This is a genomic window from Blautia obeum ATCC 29174, assembly GCF_025147765.1.
Taxonomy (GTDB): Bacteria; Bacillota; Clostridia; order Lachnospirales; family Lachnospiraceae; genus Blautia_A; species Blautia_A obeum.
This window is the reverse complement of sequence record NZ_CP102265.1, coordinates 3,007,041-3,024,832: the sequence shown is the minus strand read 5'-3', so window position 1 is coordinate 3,024,832 and position 17,792 is coordinate 3,007,041. Positions and strand designations below refer to the sequence as shown.

The 17,792-nt window shown below is 44.8% G+C and carries 17 protein-coding genes; all 17 read left to right on the top strand.

Annotated elements, in window-relative coordinates; translation table 11 throughout:
* The first annotated feature begins 1 nt into the window (after position 1).
* Positions 2-403: an ATP synthase F1 subunit epsilon gene (gene atpC, locus NQ503_RS14585; protein WP_005428169.1), complete on the top strand. Its 402-nt coding sequence runs from the start codon at positions 2-4 to the stop codon at positions 401-403.
* A 166-nt stretch (positions 404-569) separates the two neighbouring features.
* Positions 570-2,129, top strand: a complete 1,560-nt coding sequence (gene cls, locus NQ503_RS14580; RefSeq protein ID WP_005428162.1) for a cardiolipin synthase — start codon at positions 570-572, stop codon at positions 2,127-2,129.
* Positions 2,130-2,305: 176 nt separating this feature from the next.
* Complete coding sequence (locus NQ503_RS14575; RefSeq protein WP_022389081.1) at positions 2,306-3,697, top strand: alanine/glycine:cation symporter family protein; 1,392 nt, start codon at positions 2,306-2,308, stop codon at positions 3,695-3,697.
* Between the two features lie 175 nt (positions 3,698-3,872).
* Entirely contained in the window at positions 3,873-4,634 is a 762-nt protein-coding gene (locus tag NQ503_RS14570; RefSeq protein ID WP_022389082.1) for a nitrogenase iron protein NifH, read from the top strand.
* The gene (locus NQ503_RS14565; RefSeq protein ID WP_005428155.1) at positions 4,631-5,914 is read left to right on the top strand and encodes a nitrogenase component 1; all 1,284 of its coding nucleotides are present in this window, start codon (positions 4,631-4,633) and stop codon (positions 5,912-5,914) included. The genes NQ503_RS14570 and NQ503_RS14565 overlap by 4 nt, the downstream gene beginning before the upstream one ends.
* Positions 5,911-6,954 (top strand): nitrogenase component 1, encoded by a 1,044-nt coding sequence (locus tag NQ503_RS14560; protein WP_005428154.1) that lies wholly within the window; start codon positions 5,911-5,913, stop codon positions 6,952-6,954. The genes NQ503_RS14565 and NQ503_RS14560 overlap by 4 nt, the downstream gene beginning before the upstream one ends.
* Before the next feature lie 46 nt (positions 6,955-7,000).
* A complete protein-coding gene (gene hypF / locus NQ503_RS14555) occupies positions 7,001-9,409 on the top strand; it encodes a carbamoyltransferase HypF (protein WP_005428153.1) in 2,409 nt (802 codons plus the stop codon).
* 54 nt (positions 9,410-9,463) lie between these two features.
* A complete protein-coding gene (locus NQ503_RS14550) occupies positions 9,464-9,673 on the top strand; it encodes a HypC/HybG/HupF family hydrogenase formation chaperone (protein ID WP_005428144.1) in 210 nt (69 codons plus the stop codon).
* Complete coding sequence (gene hypD, locus NQ503_RS14545) at positions 9,673-10,725, top strand: hydrogenase formation protein HypD (protein WP_005428143.1); 1,053 nt, start codon at positions 9,673-9,675, stop codon at positions 10,723-10,725. Before NQ503_RS14550 ends, hypD begins: the two co-directional genes overlap by 1 nt.
* A gap of 96 nt (positions 10,726-10,821) precedes the next feature.
* Positions 10,822-11,838 (top strand): hydrogenase expression/formation protein HypE, encoded by a 1,017-nt coding sequence (hypE, locus tag NQ503_RS14540; RefSeq protein ID WP_005428142.1) that lies wholly within the window; start codon positions 10,822-10,824, stop codon positions 11,836-11,838.
* Positions 11,839-12,170: 332 nt separating this feature from the next.
* Positions 12,171-12,443: a TM1266 family iron-only hydrogenase system putative regulator gene (locus NQ503_RS14535; RefSeq protein ID WP_005428140.1), complete on the top strand. Its 273-nt coding sequence runs from the start codon at positions 12,171-12,173 to the stop codon at positions 12,441-12,443.
* Positions 12,436-13,203, top strand: a complete 768-nt coding sequence (locus NQ503_RS14530) for a nitrogenase iron protein NifH (RefSeq protein WP_005428139.1) — start codon at positions 12,436-12,438, stop codon at positions 13,201-13,203. The genes NQ503_RS14535 and NQ503_RS14530 overlap by 8 nt, the downstream gene beginning before the upstream one ends.
* Positions 13,197-14,573, top strand: coding sequence for a nitrogenase component 1 (locus tag NQ503_RS14525; protein ID WP_005428138.1), 1,377 nt, complete (start codon positions 13,197-13,199; stop codon positions 14,571-14,573). The genes NQ503_RS14530 and NQ503_RS14525 overlap by 7 nt, the downstream gene beginning before the upstream one ends.
* Positions 14,570-15,790: a nitrogenase component 1 gene (locus NQ503_RS14520; protein WP_005428137.1), complete on the top strand. Its 1,221-nt coding sequence runs from the start codon at positions 14,570-14,572 to the stop codon at positions 15,788-15,790. The genes NQ503_RS14525 and NQ503_RS14520 overlap by 4 nt, the downstream gene beginning before the upstream one ends.
* A gap of 134 nt (positions 15,791-15,924) precedes the next feature.
* Positions 15,925-16,299 carry a RidA family protein gene (locus NQ503_RS14515; RefSeq protein ID WP_005428134.1) on the top strand — a complete coding sequence of 125 codons (375 nt, stop codon included), beginning with the start codon at positions 15,925-15,927 and terminating at the stop codon, positions 16,297-16,299.
* 178 nt (positions 16,300-16,477) lie between these two features.
* Positions 16,478-17,089, top strand: coding sequence for a ribonuclease H1 domain-containing protein (locus NQ503_RS14510; RefSeq protein ID WP_005428132.1), 612 nt, complete (start codon positions 16,478-16,480; stop codon positions 17,087-17,089).
* Positions 17,090-17,166: 77 nt separating this feature from the next.
* Entirely contained in the window at positions 17,167-17,718 is a 552-nt protein-coding gene (locus NQ503_RS14505; RefSeq protein WP_022389086.1) for an ECF-type riboflavin transporter substrate-binding protein, read from the top strand.
* The last annotated feature ends 74 nt before the right edge of the window (positions 17,719-17,792 follow it).

Below are 17,792 nucleotides of genomic sequence, written 5' to 3'. Positions count from 1 at the left end.
TATGAGTACCTTCTCTTTACGGATCGGAACACCGGACGGGCTGCTTTTTGAGGGCGATGTGGAACGTGTGGTCTGCAGAAGTATCGGCGGTGATATCGCGATTCTTGCAAGACACTGTAACTTTTGTACTGCTCTTGGAATGGGGGAAGCCAGTGTCGTCATGGCAGATGGAAACAGACGAACTGCGGCCTGTATTGGAGGGATGCTTTCTGTTATGAACGGCACCTGTCGTCTTCTCGCGACCACCTGGGAGTGGAAGGAAGATATTGACGTAGAGCGTGCGCAGGCAGCTAAGAAACGCGCTGAAGAAATGATTGCCAAAGGCGGTCTTACTGACCAGGAATACAAAATGGCATCTGCAAAACTGCAGAGAGCATTGGTGCGTCTGAGTGTAAAAAAATAAGTTATTTGTGCAGGGAGAGTCAGTGGCTCTCCCTGAAATTTTGGGTAAAAGCTTAGTTTTTGAATATTTACGGATTCTCTGTAAAGTGCTATGATGTATCACAATCACAAAATGGATTTGCCGCTACAGCAGGCGGAAGAATAACAGAGAAGAGGGAGTGGGTTTTATGAAAGATACAACGTTGGAGGGAAGGGCAAAAACCAAAAACGGAGTTGCCAGGCTGGCATTCTCCGTATTGTGCATTTTGTTAGAGGTTGTGTTTATTGTTGCGTTGTTTACCAGACTGAACAGATATGCAGAAGCACTGAACCTTCTGACAAGAGTGTTGGGACTGATTGTCATTTTGAATATGTATGCATCGCCGGTCACATCGACGATCAAGATGCCCTGGATTCTTCTGATCCTCGCATTTCCGATCATGGGACTTGGACTGTATCTGCTGGTTGGTCTGAATGGAGGTACGGCAAAGATGCGAAAGCGCTATCAGAAAATTGATGAACAGCTTTTGCCTTGTCTTCCACAGAACCGTACAATTCAGAAAAAACTTGAACAGATACTTCCAAAGGCAGGAAATATATCTTCGTATATTTACAGGAATGCTTTTTATCCGGTGTATCAGAATACGGATGTGACTTATTACGATGAGGCGGCAAAGGGGCTGGAAGCACAGCTTATTGATTTGGCAAAAGCAGAGCACTTTATTTTTATGGAGTACCATGCAATCGAAGATGCCGATGCGTGGCAGCGGATTCAGCATGTGCTGGAAGAACGAGTGAAGGCTGGGGTAGAGGTCCGTGTTTTTTATGATGACATGGGCTCGATTGGCTTTATCAATACAGATTTTATCAAAAAGATGGAGGCTGTCGGAATACGTTGCAGGGTCTTTAATCCATTTGTGCCAGGCTTAAATTTATTTCTGAACAACAGAGATCATCGAAAAATTACGGTGATTGACGGCAAGATTGGATTCACAGGAGGCTATAATCTTGCAAATGAATATTTTAATCTGACACATCCTTATGGACAATGGAAAGATACTGGCATTCGTCTGGAAGGTGATGCAGTACGTTCACTGACGGTGACATTCCTGGAGATGTGGAATGCTGTCAGTGATAAGGATGAAAATGACACGGATCTTGAGCAGTTTCTCCTGGAATATTCATATGAGGCACAGCAGACAGGATTTATACAGCCTTATGCAGATAGTCCACTGGATGATGAACAGGTGGGAGAAGAGGTCTACATCAGTATGGCAGATAAAGCAGAAAAATACTGCTGGTTTATGACACCATATCTGATCATTACGGATGAAATGGCACATGCACTGACACTTGCTGCAAAGCGTGGTGTTGATGTAAGGATCATCACCCCGGGAATTCCGGATAAGAAGTTGGTCTATAATGTCACCAGATCTTTTTATCATGAACTGGTCAAGGATGGGGTTCGGATTTATGAATGGACACCGGGATTTTGTCATGCCAAGATGAGTGTTGCGGATGACTGTATGGCGACTTGTGGAACAATCAATCTGGACTATCGAAGTCTGTATCATCACTTCGAAAATGGATGCTTTATGGCAGACTGTGATGCTGTTCAGGATATTCGAAATGACCTGTATGAGACGATGAAAGAGTGCCGCGAAGTTACAGAAAAATATCGTACAGGACGCAGTGCATACCTGCGACTGGGACAGCTGTTTATGAGATTGTTTGCGGGATTGCTGTAAACAAAATTGTCTTGACAAAAGTGTGAAAATAAGTATATAATACAGAAAATTATACATTTATCAAAAGGAGCGATGTTGCTACAGCATCGCTCCTTTTTGCATTTCCGAAAAAAATGCATTTTTTTGAAGCTGTCGGGAGTACTTTAATGTATAGGAAAAGAGGAGGGAACATCGATATGGAACAGTTGAACGAAATTATTGCACAGATTGATGATTTTGTCTGGGGACCGGTTATGCTGGTCCTGTTGGTAGGAACCGGAATATTTCTTACATTTCGAACAAGATTTCTGACGTGGAGAAATCTCGGATATGCACTGAAGAGTACTCTCAGTAAAGAGGCACGCACAAAGAGTCGTGGGGAAGGGGATGTTTCTCCGTTTTCTGCACTTACAACGGCACTCGCAGCTACTATTGGAACAGGTAATATTGTTGGTGTTGCAACTGCTATGGTATCTGGTGGTCCGGGAGCTCTTGTATGGATGTGGATTTCGGCAGCGTTTGGCCTGACTTCCAAATTCAGTGAGTGCATGCTTGCAATTAAATATCGAGAGATAAATGCCAAGGGTGAGATGAGTGGCGGTCCTATGTATACGATGAAAAAAGGTCTGAAAAATAAGACGTTTGGCGCTGTTCTGGCATGGCTTTTTGCTCTGTTTGCAGTAATTGCTTCTTTTGGAATCGGAAACATGACACAGGGAAACTCTATTGCCGGAGCTTTACATTCTACCTTTAGCGTGCCGACATGGGTAACTGGAATTGTGATCACAGTAGTTTCTTTACTGATTATTGTAGGCGGAATTAAATCCATATCAAAAGTCTCTTCGATTGTCGTTCCCGTTATGGCAATTTTTTATGTCATCTGTGGAATGATCGTAATTTTGGGAAATATTTCCAATTTGCCGTCAGGACTTGCGATGATCTTTAAAATGGCATTTTCAGTCAAAGCGGTTGGTGGTGGCCTCTGCGGTTCCATTGTTGCATCTATGATGAGTGCGATGCGATTTGGTGTTGCACGTGGTGTGTTTTCAAATGAAGCAGGTATGGGTTCTGCTGCAATCACAGCGGCAGCGGCAACTACTGATAATCCGGTACGTCAGGGTTACATAAATATGACCGGTACTTTCTGGGATACGATAGTTGTATGCACGATTACTGGCCTTGCCATTGCATCTTCAGGGGTCCTTGGAATGACCAATGAAGCCGGTGAAATGCTTACAGGTTCGGATGTTACGATTGCCGCATTTAAGACAATCCTTGGAACTTCAGGCGGATGGCTTGTAACAATCGGCATCACATTGTTTGCATTTTCCACGATTCTGGGATGGGAATATCATGGAGAAAAAGCTTTTGAATATCTTCTGGGAACACACAAATTTAACATGATTTACCGAGTTGTATTTTCGCTGGTCGCTTATTTGGGATGTACACAGACATTGAGCCTTGTATGGAATTTTTCGGATATTGCGAATGCACTTATGGCGATTCCAAACCTGATCTGTATGTTGCTTTTAAGTGGTGAGATCGCAAAAGATATTCAGGAATTTCAGTCTGAAATATATTCCTGTTAGTATTGACTCACCCGGTGTCTTTAAAGTACAATAAAACAGAATAAAACGAAAACAGAACAGACTCTGACGGCAAGGAATTCATCCGAGCGGGAATAGTTGTTGATGTGAAATTTACAGGACTTCTCTACCCTGACGGTGGAGGAGTCTTTTTGTATGTATGGGGAGGTATTTGCAAATGCTGAAAGTGGCAATTTATGGAAAGGGTGGTATCGGGAAATCGACAGTGACTTCCAATCTGGCGGCGGCTTTTGCTTCTATGGGGAAGAAAGTCATTCAGATTGGCTGTGATCCGAAGGCAGATTCTACGATCAATCTGCTTGGTGGAGAACCACTTCGCCCGGTTATGAACTATATGCGGGAAGAGGACGAGGAACCGGAGAAACTGGAAGACATTTCACGTGAAGGATTCGGAGGCGTTCTCTGTATTGAAACAGGCGGTCCGACACCGGGACTTGGGTGTGCCGGAAGAGGAATTATTGCGACATTCCAGCTTCTGGAGGATTTGAGATTATTTGAAACATACCAGCCGGATGTGGTTCTTTATGATGTGCTTGGTGATGTAGTGTGCGGAGGATTTGCTGCACCGATTCGTGAAGGATATGCAGAGAAAGTGCTGATCGTGACATCCGGAGAGAAGATGGCTTTATATGCTGCAAATAATATTTCCAGTGCCGTGAGAAACTTCGAAGATCGGAGTTATGCGCGGGTTTTCGGTATTGTTTTGAATCATCGAAACGTCGAAAATGAAACAGAAAAAGTGCAGGCATTTGCAGACAAGAGCGGTATTCCGATTGTTGGTGAGATACCGAGAAGTGATGAGATCATCCGATGGGAAGACCAGGGTAAAACAGTGATCGAAGGAGATGCAAAGTCCTCGATTAGCAGACGTTTTTTTGATCTGGCAGAGATGCTTTTGAAAGCAGAGGAAGAAGAATGAGCAGAGCTTATTATTGTACAGTAGAAGAACTGAATGAACGTGGAAGAGAGAATATCCCGGGTCAGTTTAAATCAAATATGCATCTTATTTACAGTTCTCCGGCGACCCTTGCCTTTAACTCTCCGGGAGCAGAAGGGTTCGGAGTCAAGAGAGCAGGGCTGGCAGTTCCGGGTTCGATCATGCTGATCGTGGCTCCGGGATGCTGTGGGCGAAATACGTCTCTGATCAGTTCCATGCGCGAATATGACAATCGCTTTTTTTATTTGATGATGGATGAGACAGATATTGTGACTGGCCGTCATCTGAAGAAAATCCCAAAGGCAGTGGCAGAAATCTGTGAAGGTCTTGAGAAGAAGCCTTCTGTTGTGATGATCTGCATCACCTGTGTAGATGCACTTCTTGGCACAGATATGGAGCGTGTGTGCCGAAAAGCAGAAGAAAAAGCGGGGCTTCCGGTGCGGCCGTGCTACATGTATGCACTGACCAGAGAAGGACGAAAACCACCGATGGTACATGTACGACAGTCCTTATATTCCCTGCTAGAGCCGACAAAAAAGAAGGGAAATGTCGTTAATCTTCTGGGATTTTTCTCACCGCTTGTGGATGACTGTGAGCTGTATGATCTCCTTCACAGTGCAGGAATTAAGACAATCCACGAGATATCCAGATGCAGAGATTTTGAAGAATATAAGACGATGGCGGAGGCGAATTTCAATCTGGTTTTGCATCAGGAATCACGTTATGCGGCGGAGGATTTTAATGACAGACTGAAGATTCCATTTATTGAGTTACGACGTTTATATCAGACGGATAAGATACAGAATCAGTATCAGGCACTTGCGTCTGTACTGGGCATTTCCTTCGAGCTGGACGAGTATCGAGAAGCAGCAGAACAGGGAATCGAGGATTTCCGAAAAGTCTGTCCGGATGCATCATTTGCAGTCGGGGAATGCATGAACGGGGATCCGTTTGAACTGGCACTGGCTCTTCTGAAATATGGATTCAAAGTACCTGAGATTTATGGAACGATTACGGCAGAGAACTTTGTGTATATGAAACAGCTTGCACTCTTAAGCCCGGAAACGAGGGTGTTTTCCAATATGGAACCAACCATGATCTATTACGATCCGGCACAGAGCGGAGTGAATATCACCATAGGCAAGGATGCCCTTTATTACCATCAGGACTGTCCTGGACTGATGTGGAACCAGGACGAACAGCCGTATGGATTCGCCGGGGTGAGAAGGCTGTTTGAGGCGTTAAAGGAGGTGGCTGGATGAGAGGACTTCGGAAATACCTGACGCCGTTCGCACCAGATCAGTCAGGTGCGGTGTCAGTACTTTTTGAACTGGGAGGTATTGTGGTGATCTGCGATGCCGGAGGATGCACCGGCAATGTCTGTGGATTTGATGAGCCACGGTGGTTTGAACAGAAAAGTGCAATTTTCAGCGCCGGACTTCGAGATATGGATGCAATCCTGGGACGTGATGACCGCCTGGTGGCGAAGCTTGCTGATGTGGTGCAGAAGATAGATGCAACGTTTGTAGCAGTGATTGGAACTCCGGTTCCAGCAGTTATCGCAACAGACTATCTTGCGCTTAAACGCATGAGTGAAAAAAAGATAAAACTGCCAATCCTGACAGTAGATACAGACGGAATGGAACTCTATGACAAAGGCGAAGAGAAAGCTTTTCTGGAGCTTTTTAAGATTTTTGCGATAGAAAAATATCAGGCGGAAGAAGACAGAATTGGTATTCTGGGGATGACACCGCAGGATGTCAGTGACCTTGACGCGGCAGACAAAATACGTGATCTATATCAGCAGAAATATGGCAAACAGGCAGTCTGTTACTGCATGGGAGACGGACTGGAAGAGATAAGAGAAGCCTCCTCAGTAAGTAGAAATATCGTTGTTTCGCCGGCGGCACTAATGACAGCAAAGTATCTGGAAAAGACATTTGGGACACCGTATGAAATTCACTATCCGCTGGTGGATGAACTAATTCCAGATGTAGATTATACCGGTAAAGAAGTTCTCATTGTACACCAGCAGGTAATTGCAAATTCTATTCGAAAAGAACTGTTGAAGAAGGGTGCAAAAAGAGTTCAGATTGCAAGCTGGTTTATGATGAAAAAAGAGCTTTTGGCAGATGGTGATGTGCTTCTCCGAGATGAGGATGCTTACATAGAACTTGTGCAAAATGGAGATTTTGATATCATTTTTGCAGATGGATGTATGGAGCGGATGATACCAGAATTTAAGGGAATATTTGTAGACACACGGCATTTTGCGGTGTCTGGAAAGTTGATTGGAAAATAAAAATCCTGCTGTATTTATGAAGTGATACAGTAGATTGGAGAAACTTATGAGTGAAGAGATTACCAGACAGATCCGTGTCTATGGAATCGTGCAGGGGGTAGGATTCCGGCCAACAGTCAGCCGTCATGCAGCTGCTCGTGGAATACATGGAAATGTTTGTAACAAGGGGCCTTATGTGGAAATCTATGCACAGGGACCAGAGGAAGCTGTCAGCGGATTTATTTCAGATATCGAGAATCGACCGCCGAAGCGTGCGGCAATCCTTAAAATAAATGTAGAAAATATAGAGAATTCGGAGAGATATACACAGTTTGATATCATCGAGAGCGAGAAGACAAAGGGTGAAATTTTTGTTTCTCCGGATATCGCAATCTGTGAGGAATGCAAAGAGGAAATGTTTGATCCGAAGAATCGGAGATATCTGCATCCGTTTATCAACTGCACCTGTTGCGGACCGAGACTGACGATTCTGGATTCGCTTCCTTATGATCGTGAGCGGACCAGTATGAAAGAGTTTCCGATGTGTCCGGACTGTGCGAAAGAATACAATGCTCCTGCGACCAGAAGATACGATGCACAGCCGGTATGCTGTAATGAATGTGGTCCGGAAGTGTATCTGATCGGCAGAGAAGAACGGGGCAGAGAAGCAATCACTTATGCGAGAAAAACGATTGCCGGGGGCGGAATTGTTGCAATCAAGGGAATCGGAGGATTTCATCTTTGCTGCGATGCTTCGAATGAAACAGCAGTTCGGAAACTTCGCCAGCTTAAACGTCGTCCGATGAAGCCGTTTGCAGTGATGGCAAAAAATCTCGAAGCAGTCAGAAAAGAATGTGAAGTGAGTGCAGAACAGACCAGGATCCTAGATGGACATCAGAAACCGATCCTGCTTCTGGATAAGAAAAAAGAAGCAAAAATCCTCTGTCCGTCCGTAGCACCGGGCAATCCCAAAGTTGGTGTAATGTTGCCGTATGCACCAGTACAGCTTTTGATTTTTACATATGATGATGGAATTGAAATGCCGGAATTTCTGGTAATGACCAGTGGAAATACTTCTGGTGCGCCAATCTGTCGTGATGATCAGGAAGCAGAGGCAGAATTGTCCGGATTCTGCGACTGCATGCTGTCCCATGACCGCAAGATCCGTATCCGTGCGGACGATTCGGTAATGGATTTTTATGAGGACAGACCATATATGATCCGACGTTCCAGAGGGTATGCACCTCTTCCGTTTATGGTTTCCACACCATATCGAGGACAGGTGCTTGCCATTGGTGGAGAACTCAAGAATTCTTTTTGCATTGGTGTGGATAACCGATTTTATCCGTCTCCATATGTCGGAGATCTGGAAGATCTGCGAACGGTAAAAGCACTTCGGGAGACTGTAGGAAGGATGGAAACACTGCTGGAAGTAGAACCGGAGATTGTATGCTGTGATATGCATCCAAAGTACAATTCTGTGATGGTCGCGGAAGAACTGGGACTTCCGGTGGTGAAAGTGCAGCATCATTATGCACATATCCTTTCCTGCATGGCAGAAAATGACTGCGCAGAGCAGGTGATCGGTGTATCTTTTGATGGAACCGGATATGGAACTGACGGTACGATCTGGGGAGGAGAAATCCTGTTATCAGATTTAGATGGATTCACGAGAGTGGGAAGTGTGATGCCATTTCTTCAGGTTGGTGGAGACGCTTCTTCGAAAGAAGGATGGAGAATTGCAGTTTCTCTGATCTATGGAATGACAGGTGACAGAAAAAAAGCAGCTGAAATCACAGAAAAATTAGAACTTTGTACGAAACAGGAAGCAAACGTGCAGTTTACCATGGCAGATCGTAAGATCAATGCCGTGATATCAACCAGTGCAGGACGATTGTTTGACGGTGTGAGTGCGATGCTTGGAATCCGAAGGAAGTCTACATTTGAAGGTGAGGCTTCTATGGCACTGGAATTTGCAGCAGAAGAGTACCGGGAAACTATGCTTGAAAAGAGTAAACAACAAATTCAGGAAACTGAAAAATATGGTTACGATAAAGAGGATACAGATACTCTCAGTAGAAATGAAAATCTGTCAGAGACAGAAGAAATAAAGAGAATGGATGACAAGTTGATTTCTGCAGGTGATCGCTTGCTGCTCAACACAGAATCCCTGATAAAAGAAATCCTGAATCGTCAATTAAATGGAGAAGATCCGGGCAAGCTGGCATACTTTTTCCATCGGGAGCTTGCCTGCCAGATCACGGCAGCCTGTGTGAAGATCAGAGAACTGAGCGGCTGTAATAAAGCAGCCTTAAGTGGCGGGGTTTTTCAAAACAGACTGCTTCTGGAGCTGACTGATCATATGCTTCTGGAACAGGGATTTGAAGTGTTGAAACATCAGCTGCTGCCGCCAAATGATGGTGGGATTGCGCTGGGACAGGCTGTGTATGCGATGGCATATCTGGAAAAAGCATAGAGACAAAGACTATATAAAATAATACAAGTTACATAGTAAAAGGGAGGCATTACCATGTGTGTAGGGTTATCAGCAAAAGTAGTAAAAATCAGTGAAGGAACAGCAGTTGTAGATGCTGGTGGAGCTAAGAGAGAAGTTTCCGCACAGCTTCTGGAAGACCTGGAGCCAGGCGATTATGTGATGGTTCACGCAGGCGTTGCAATTGCAAAGATCACCGATGAAGATGATGACGAAACAGATCAGTTAATGGAGGAACTGCTGTAATGGGAGAAGAGAAAAAAAGAACAGCGCGGGAGATCATAGAGAACTATGATGGTGCGGCAGTCCGTATCATGGAAGTCTGTGGAACACATACACACGAGATATTTCGACTTGGCATTCGCAAACTTCTGCCACCACAGGTGGAATTGATCTCTGGTCCGGGATGCCCGGTCTGCGTAACACCAGTCGGATTTATTGATGAAGCGGTGTGGTTGGCACTGAAAAAAAATGTGACGATCTGTACCTTTGGAGATCTGGTACGAGTGCCTGGAACGGAAATGAGCCTTGCAGGAGCAAGAGAAAAAGGAGCAAAGATCAGAATCGTTTATTCTCCGGCCGATGCAGAAAAATATGCTCTTGAACATCCGGAAGAACAGGTCGTTTTTCTTTCTGTCGGTTTTGAAACAACGACACCGGCAGAGTGCCTTTCTGTAAAACAGGCGAAGAAAGATGAGCTTTCTAATTATTCTCTGTTAATGGCGAACAAAACCATGCCACAGGCATATGAAGCCTTAAAAGGAAGTGCAGATGTTTTTCTGTATCCCGGACATGTCAATGCAATCACAGGTACGGAACTCTGTGAAGATTTGACAGAGGAAGGGGTAAGTGGTGTTGTGGCCGGTTTTACAGCAAAAGAGCTTCTCACAGCACTGGCGGTTGCACTGGTGAAATTTCAGGAGGGAAAACCATTCTTTGTAAACTGCTATCCGCGAGTTGTGAAGCCGGAAGGAAGTCGTGAGGCACAACAGCTTACCGAAGAAATGACAGAGGCGTGCGATAGTGAGTGGAGAGGTCTTGGAGTGATTCCAAAGTCAGGAGTCTGCCTCAAAAAAGAATGGAGTGCATTTGATGCAAGAAAGAAATACAACATTCCATCGATTCAGGGCAAAGCGAATCCTGCCTGTCGGTGCGGAGATGTCCTGCAGGGAAAATGTAAACCATCCGATTGCAAAGTATTTGGGAAAGTCTGTACCCCGCAACATCCGGTAGGCGCGTGTATGGTTTCGAATGAAGGTGCATGTTCGGCTTATTATGCGTATGGAGACAATCAATAAATCAACGTATTCCGAATGATTGTAAGACTGCGAGAATTACGAAGTAATGAAGCAATCTGCAGGTATGATAATATTAAGAAAAAAGAGGATGATCCTATGAGCAGTTTAAAAGATAAAACAGTAACGATGGCACACGGTGCCGGAGGTCGCCAGACCTCTGAACTGATCGACCAGATTTTTGCAGCACATTTTGCAAATCCGGATCTGACTGCAGATGATGCAGCAGTATTGACTCCGCCGGCAGGAAAAATGGCAGTATCAACAGACGGATTTATCGTTTCACCGGCATTCTTTCCGGGAGGAAATATTGGTAAACTTTCTATCTGTGGAACAGTCAATGATCTTGCCTGCATGGGTGCAAAACCACTCTATCTGACCTGTGCATTTGTTATCGAAGAGGGATTTCCGATGGAAAAACTGGAAGAAATCGTTTCTGCGATGGAAAAAACGGCGACAGAAGCAGGTGTACATATCGTGTCCGGAGACACCAAAGTAGCCGGAAAAGGACAGGTGGATGGTGTTTTTATCACAACGACCGGAATGGGACAGATTGAAGACGGAGTAAATGTTGGCGGAACACTTGCGCATCCGGGAGATGCGATTATCGTGACCGGAGATGTCGGAAGACATGGATGCACGATCCTTCTTGCAAGAGAAGATTTCGGAATTGAAGCAAATGTTACCAGCGACTGCGCGCCTCTCTGGAAAACAGTAGAAGCTGTTATGAACACGACTCATGATCTCCATGTAATCCGCGATGCTACAAGAGGTGGTGTCGGAACTGTTCTCTATGAAATAGCCGGACAGAGCAATGTTGGGATTCGACTTGATGCCGCCTCCGTTCCGGTAGCACCGGAAGTCAAAGGAGTCTGTGGCATGCTCGGACTCGAACCACTTTATCTGGCATGCGAAGGCCGTATGGTCATCATGGCACCAAAAGCCGAAGCTGAAAAAATCGTAGAGACTCTCCGCAAATGTCCATACTCCAAAGATGCTGCCATTATCGGAGAAGTTATTGATGATCAGCCGGGTAAAGTCGTCATGACCACTGAAATCGGCACTCAGGCACTCCTTCCACAGCCGGGGGGAGAGTTACTGCCACGTATATGTTAAGATATGAGTAATCATTAATTATGAGTAATCACGAATCTGCACAGAGATAGAAAAACTGGTTTCCTGACACACTGCGATTTCTGTTCGTTACGTGCGCTTGTTTGCTGTCATTCGCGCAAACTCGGCTTTGCCTCAGACAGTGCGCTCGGTGACAGCAGCTAGCACATAACTCTCGACGAAATCTCCGTTTGCCGTCAGTTCAATCCAGTTTTCTACTCGTGCAGAATTCTGTTGACTGGATGAATTTAATAATATATTGCTCTGTTCAGAAGAATGTCCCATGAGGGCACTGAACAGCTATAATTATTGTATGTATAACACGGAGGACTAACATGGATACTAGAGTAGCAGTAATCTCCATCATTGTAGAGGACAACAATTCGATTGAAACTTTAAACCAGCTCCTTTACGATGCCCGTGACCATATCATCGGTCGCATGGGTATCCCATACCGTGAAAAAGGAATCAGCATCATCAGTATTGCCATTGATGCTTCACAGGATATCATCAGTGCTCTTTCCGGCAAGATTGGCCGACTGAAAGGCGTATCCACGAAGACCGCTTATTCCAATGTCATCACACACATGGAGGAAAAACATGATTAAAATAGCAGTGTACGGCAAAGGTGGCATTGGCAAATCAACGACTGTATCCAATGTGGCAGCAGCACTTGCAGAAAAAGGTTTGACAGTTATGCAGATTGGCTGTGATCCAAAAGCAGATTCCACGATTCAGCTTCGTCACGGAAAAGAAATGAGAACGGTGCTTGATCTTTATAATGAAAAAAAGCAGAACCTCAAACTCAAAGACATGACCATGGTCGGTTATCAGGGCGTGATCTGTGTAGAGGCAGGTGGTCCGACACCAGGGCTTGGCTGCGCGGGACGTGGAATCATTACGGCTCTTGAAAAATTAAAGGAAACCGGAGCGTATGAAACCTATAAACCGGATATTGTCCTTTATGATGTACTGGGGGATGTTGTTTGCGGGGGCTTTTCCATGCCAATGCGAAAAGGATATGCGGACAAAGTTTTGATTATCACATCCGGGGAAAATATGGCAATCCATGCCGGGGCCAATATTGCCATGGCGGTACAGAATTTCAGAAACCGTGGTTATGCTGCCCTTGGAGGAATTATCCTGAATCGCCGCAATGTAAAACGGGAAGAAGAAAAAGTACAGGAACTTGCGGAAGATTTTGAAACAAAGGTAATCGGAAAACTTACCCACAGTGATCTGGTTACAGACGCAGAAGAACAGGGAAAGACTTTGATGGAATGTTATCCGGAAAGCGAAATGGCAACAGAATACCGCATACTGGCAGAGCAGATTCTGAACCTCTGCAGAGAGGATGGTTTATGCTGAAACGAGTTGGTGGTGAGATAGATCCGGAAGGTGCGGTTACAACGATTGGAGAGGCTGATTTTCCTGTTCCATTTCCAACAGGTCTGGAATTTAATTCTCCCGCACATGGTAACTGGAACATTGTTCATACCGGAATGCTGATGCCAGAGGCAATCCAGATTTATGTCTGTGCAGACAACTGCATGCGGGGTGTTGTCCTGACAGCGGCAGAGATGAATGCAGCAGAACGTTTTTCCTTTGTGATTGTAGAAGAAGAAAATCTTCTCAATGGAAATCTGGAGGATGTGACGATCGAAGGCGTGACCGATGTCCTGAAGAAACTTGAAAAAAAACCGAAAGCAGTGCTTCTTTTTACAGTATGTCTGCACCATTTTCTGGGATGTGACCTGGAACTGGTGTATGGAGAACTGGAAGCACGCTTTCCGGAGATCGTGTTCGTACGCTGTTATATGGATCCGATCATGCAGAAGCATGGAGCTACGCCGGATCAGAAACTACGCAAAGCAATGTATGATCCTCTGACAGCAGGACACATTGATAAGAAAACAGTGACTCTTGTCGGAAGTGACTTTGTGCTGGATAAAAACAGTGATATCAAGCGTTTGCTGAAAAATAAGGGATACACGTTAAGAGAAATCCCGGCATGCAAAAACTGGGAAGAATACCAGTGTCTTGGTGCAGGAGAATTTTTTATTTCCTGCTATCCTCCGGCTAAATATGGTGCAGAAATGCTGGCCGAAAGACTGAACAGAAAACATCTGTATCTGCCGGGAAGTTTTGATTATAGGGAAATTAAAGAAGAACTGAGAAAGCTGCTACAGGAGCTGCAGACGGGCCAGGAACAGGAGAATGTTTTAGGTATAGAAACAATATCTGAAGAACTGGAAGCTTTTTGCAAACGAGAAATTACACTCTGCGAAAATGCTGTTGGTCACGCCAAAGCAATCATTGGTGATACTTCGATCGTCCTGGACTATCTGTATCATCCCAGACCACTTGGACTTGCAGGTTTTCTTCTGAAACATGGATTTCATGTGACAACGGTTTACCTTGACAGTGTAAGCCCGGAAGAAAAAAATGTATTTGACTGGTTAAAGATACATCATCCAGATCTTGAACTCTGTGCTACGATTCAGGCAAAGATGCGTGTCCTTCCACGCCATACAGAAGAGAAAGTTCTTGCCATTGGGCAGAAAGCCGCCTGGTTTTCCGGCAGCAGTTATTTTGTTAATATGGTGCAGGGTGGTGGTCTATGGGGCTTTGATGGGATTCGAAGGACTCTGGAATTGATGACAGAAGCTTTTCTCGAAGAAAAAGCTCCGGAAGATCTGATCATTCGCAAAGGATGGGGGTGCGAAAGCTGCATATGAGACAGTCGTATAAGATTATACCGGTTTATACTGCGGATGTTTCAGGCGTGTGTTCTGCCCTGTATGAACTTGGCGGTATGGTGGTCATGCACGATCCTTCAGGCTGTAATTCTACCTACAATACGCACGATGAGATTCGCTGGTACGATCAGGACAGTCTGATCTATATTTCCGGGCTGACAGAGATCGATGCAGTCATGGGAAATGATGCGAAATTTATTCATGATATTGAAGAAACGGCGCGAGAATTGAAGCCAAGGTTTATTGCCCTTGCGGGTTCTCCAATCCCATTTATGAATGGGACAGATTTTCCTGCAATTGCCCAGGTGATTGAGACAGAGACAGGAATTCCGGCTTTTGCCATTCCAACGAATGGTATGCATGATTACACTTATGGTGCAGGAATTGCTCTGGCAAGGATTGCAGAGCGATTTACAGGAGAGTCGGAAACTGTATCAAAAACAGCAGAATCGGCAATTGACAGAGAATCGTCAGTCAACCAACCTCATACGCTCAATCTCCTTGGTGTAACCCCACTGGATTTTGGGCCACAGACCAATGTAGATATCATGAAGAAAAATCTTCAAAAATATGGATGGGAAGTTGTTTCCTCCTGGGCTATGGGTGATACACTTGAAAATTTGTCCCGCACAGGCGAAGTAGAAATGAATCTGGTTGTTTCTTCCGTGGGACTTCCGGCTGCGAAGATACTTAGAGAGAAATTCGGGACTCCGTATGTCATCGGAACTCCGATCAGCGGATTTACAGAAGAACTTATACAGATCATGAACAAAAAAATCCCATATGAAACAGAAGGCAGAAATGAGGAAAAGAATAATGATTCGACAGCGTATCTTGCAAACCGTTTAAGCGGGGTACCGGAAATTACCCTCATTGGTGAAGCTGTAACCATGGGCTCGCTGGCGGCATTCATCGAAAAAAAATATCAAAAACCAGTCCGTGTTATCTGTCCTTTGGAAACTCACGAGAATCTTCTGGCGACAAATGACTGTACAGCAAATGGCGAAGAAGAGATGGAAAAGCTGCTGAGAGATGCAGACATTATTGTGGCGGATCCTCTGTATCGTCCGATCTGCCCGAAGCAGAGCCAGTTTTATGAGCTTCCGCATATTGCATTTTCCGGTCGGATCTTCCTGAAAGATATCAAACGTAAATATCCTGAAATGATATATCAGAGCCAAGAGAAAATAATGTGACCTGGAGCAGCAGTTCCGGTATGGGCAGCAGAGGCAGAAACAGAGGAAACTGCAGAATAAAATACAAAAAATATATTGACGAAACAAAAATTTTGGTGCTATGATGAGAAAAAGACTGAACGGAGGAATTTCTCATGAAAACATTTGAAACTAAAAAAGCACCTGCAGCAATTGGACCATATTCTCAGGCTAAAATGGCAGGGAATTTTGTATTCGCATCCGGCCAGATTCCGGTAGATCCGGCAACCGGCGAAGTAGCAGGGGATAAGATCGAGACTCAGGCTGAGCAGTCCTGCAAAAATGTTGGAGCGATCCTTGAAGAAGCTGGTCTTACATTTGACAATGTTATAAAGACAACATGCTTCCTTGCTGATATGGCAGATTTTGCTGCATTTAATGCAGTCTATGAAAAATACTTCACAAGCAAACCGGCTCGTTCCTGCGTTGCTGTAAAACAGCTTCCGAAGAATGTTCTGTGTGAAGTAGAAGCGATTGCAGTAGCTGAATAAGTCTGTCAGATCGTATGGCATTAAATAAGTCAGAAAAAAGAAGATTTCCATGACGGGAGTCTTCTTTTTTTCTTGTAATTTGAAAATTCTCATGTATAGTATAAGAAGAAATAGGGTGGCTGCTGTTTGGCGGATATTATCTGTGAATGGCAGTGAAGGATGACAGATAGGAGGCAGCATGGCAAAAAAGAAATTTTATGCAGTAAGACAGGGAAGAAAGATAGGGATGTTCCTTACCTGGGATGAGTGTAAGAAGCAGGTAATGGGGTATCCGGGCGCGATATATAAGAGCTTTGGGACGGAAGAGGAAGCAAAGGAATATCTGGGAATTGCTGTGGCTGTAGATGAGATGCAGGGAGGTGATCCGTCAGCAGGTGCGGTGGAAATCTACGTTGATGGAAGCTATCATGCAGGCACGAAAGAATTTTCCTACGGGATGGTGGTTCTGATCAATGGAAAAGAAGAGAAATTTTCGCAGAAAATGTCTGATCCAGAGTTGGCGCAGATGCGAAATGTGGCTGGTGAGATCAAAGGAAGTGAAGCAGCGATGCAATACGCTCTGGACCACAAAATCCCTTCTATTATAATTTATCACGATTATCAAGGTATCGCGAGCTGGTGCAATGGTGACTGGAAAGCAAACAAAGCCGGAACGATTGCATATCGTGATTTTTATCGTAAGGCGAAAGAACGGGTTCACATTGAATTTCGAAAAGTCAAAGGACATTCTAATGATAAGTACAATGATATGGTCGATGAACTTGCAAAAGAAGCACTTGGAATCCATTGACAAAATCTGCCCAAAAGACTTATACTATCACTGTCTCTGGCATGACCGGAGCAAAACTTTTTGAGGAGGATACTATCATGAAAAACAACAGCAGTATCAAAACCGTGGTTGCTGTCGGAATTGGCGCAGCACTGTTCTTTGTACTCGGACGTTTTGTTGCAATACCGAGCCCGGTACCGAACACAAATATCAGTCTTCAGTATGCAGTACTTGCACTTCTGGCTACTATGTATGGACCGGTTGCAGGCGGACTGATCGGGTTTATCGGCCACGCACTGATCGATCTTTCCTGGGGTGGAAGTCCGTGGTGGAGCTGGGTAATCACATCAGCATTTGTCGGCGTGGTTATCGGACTGTTTGCCAAGAAACTTGATGTTCAGGAGGGTGAATTCGGAAAAGGCAAAGTTGCTGTATTTGTAGTTGCAAATGTGATCGCGCATGTGATCGGATGGGTAGTTGTAGCACCTGTACTTGATATTCTGATCTATGCAGAACCTGCAAACAAAGTATTTGCACAGGGTGTATTTGCAGCGGTTTCTAATACAGTCACCGGTGTGATCGTAGGTGGACTTCTTGTTCTGGCATATACAAAGACGATTGCCAAGAAGGGTTCCCTGGATCAGGAATAAGATATGGAGTTGCTGTTCACAGGTGTTCATGCAGAAGTGGACAGCGTCGGAAAAGCCTTCTCATGTAGCTTATA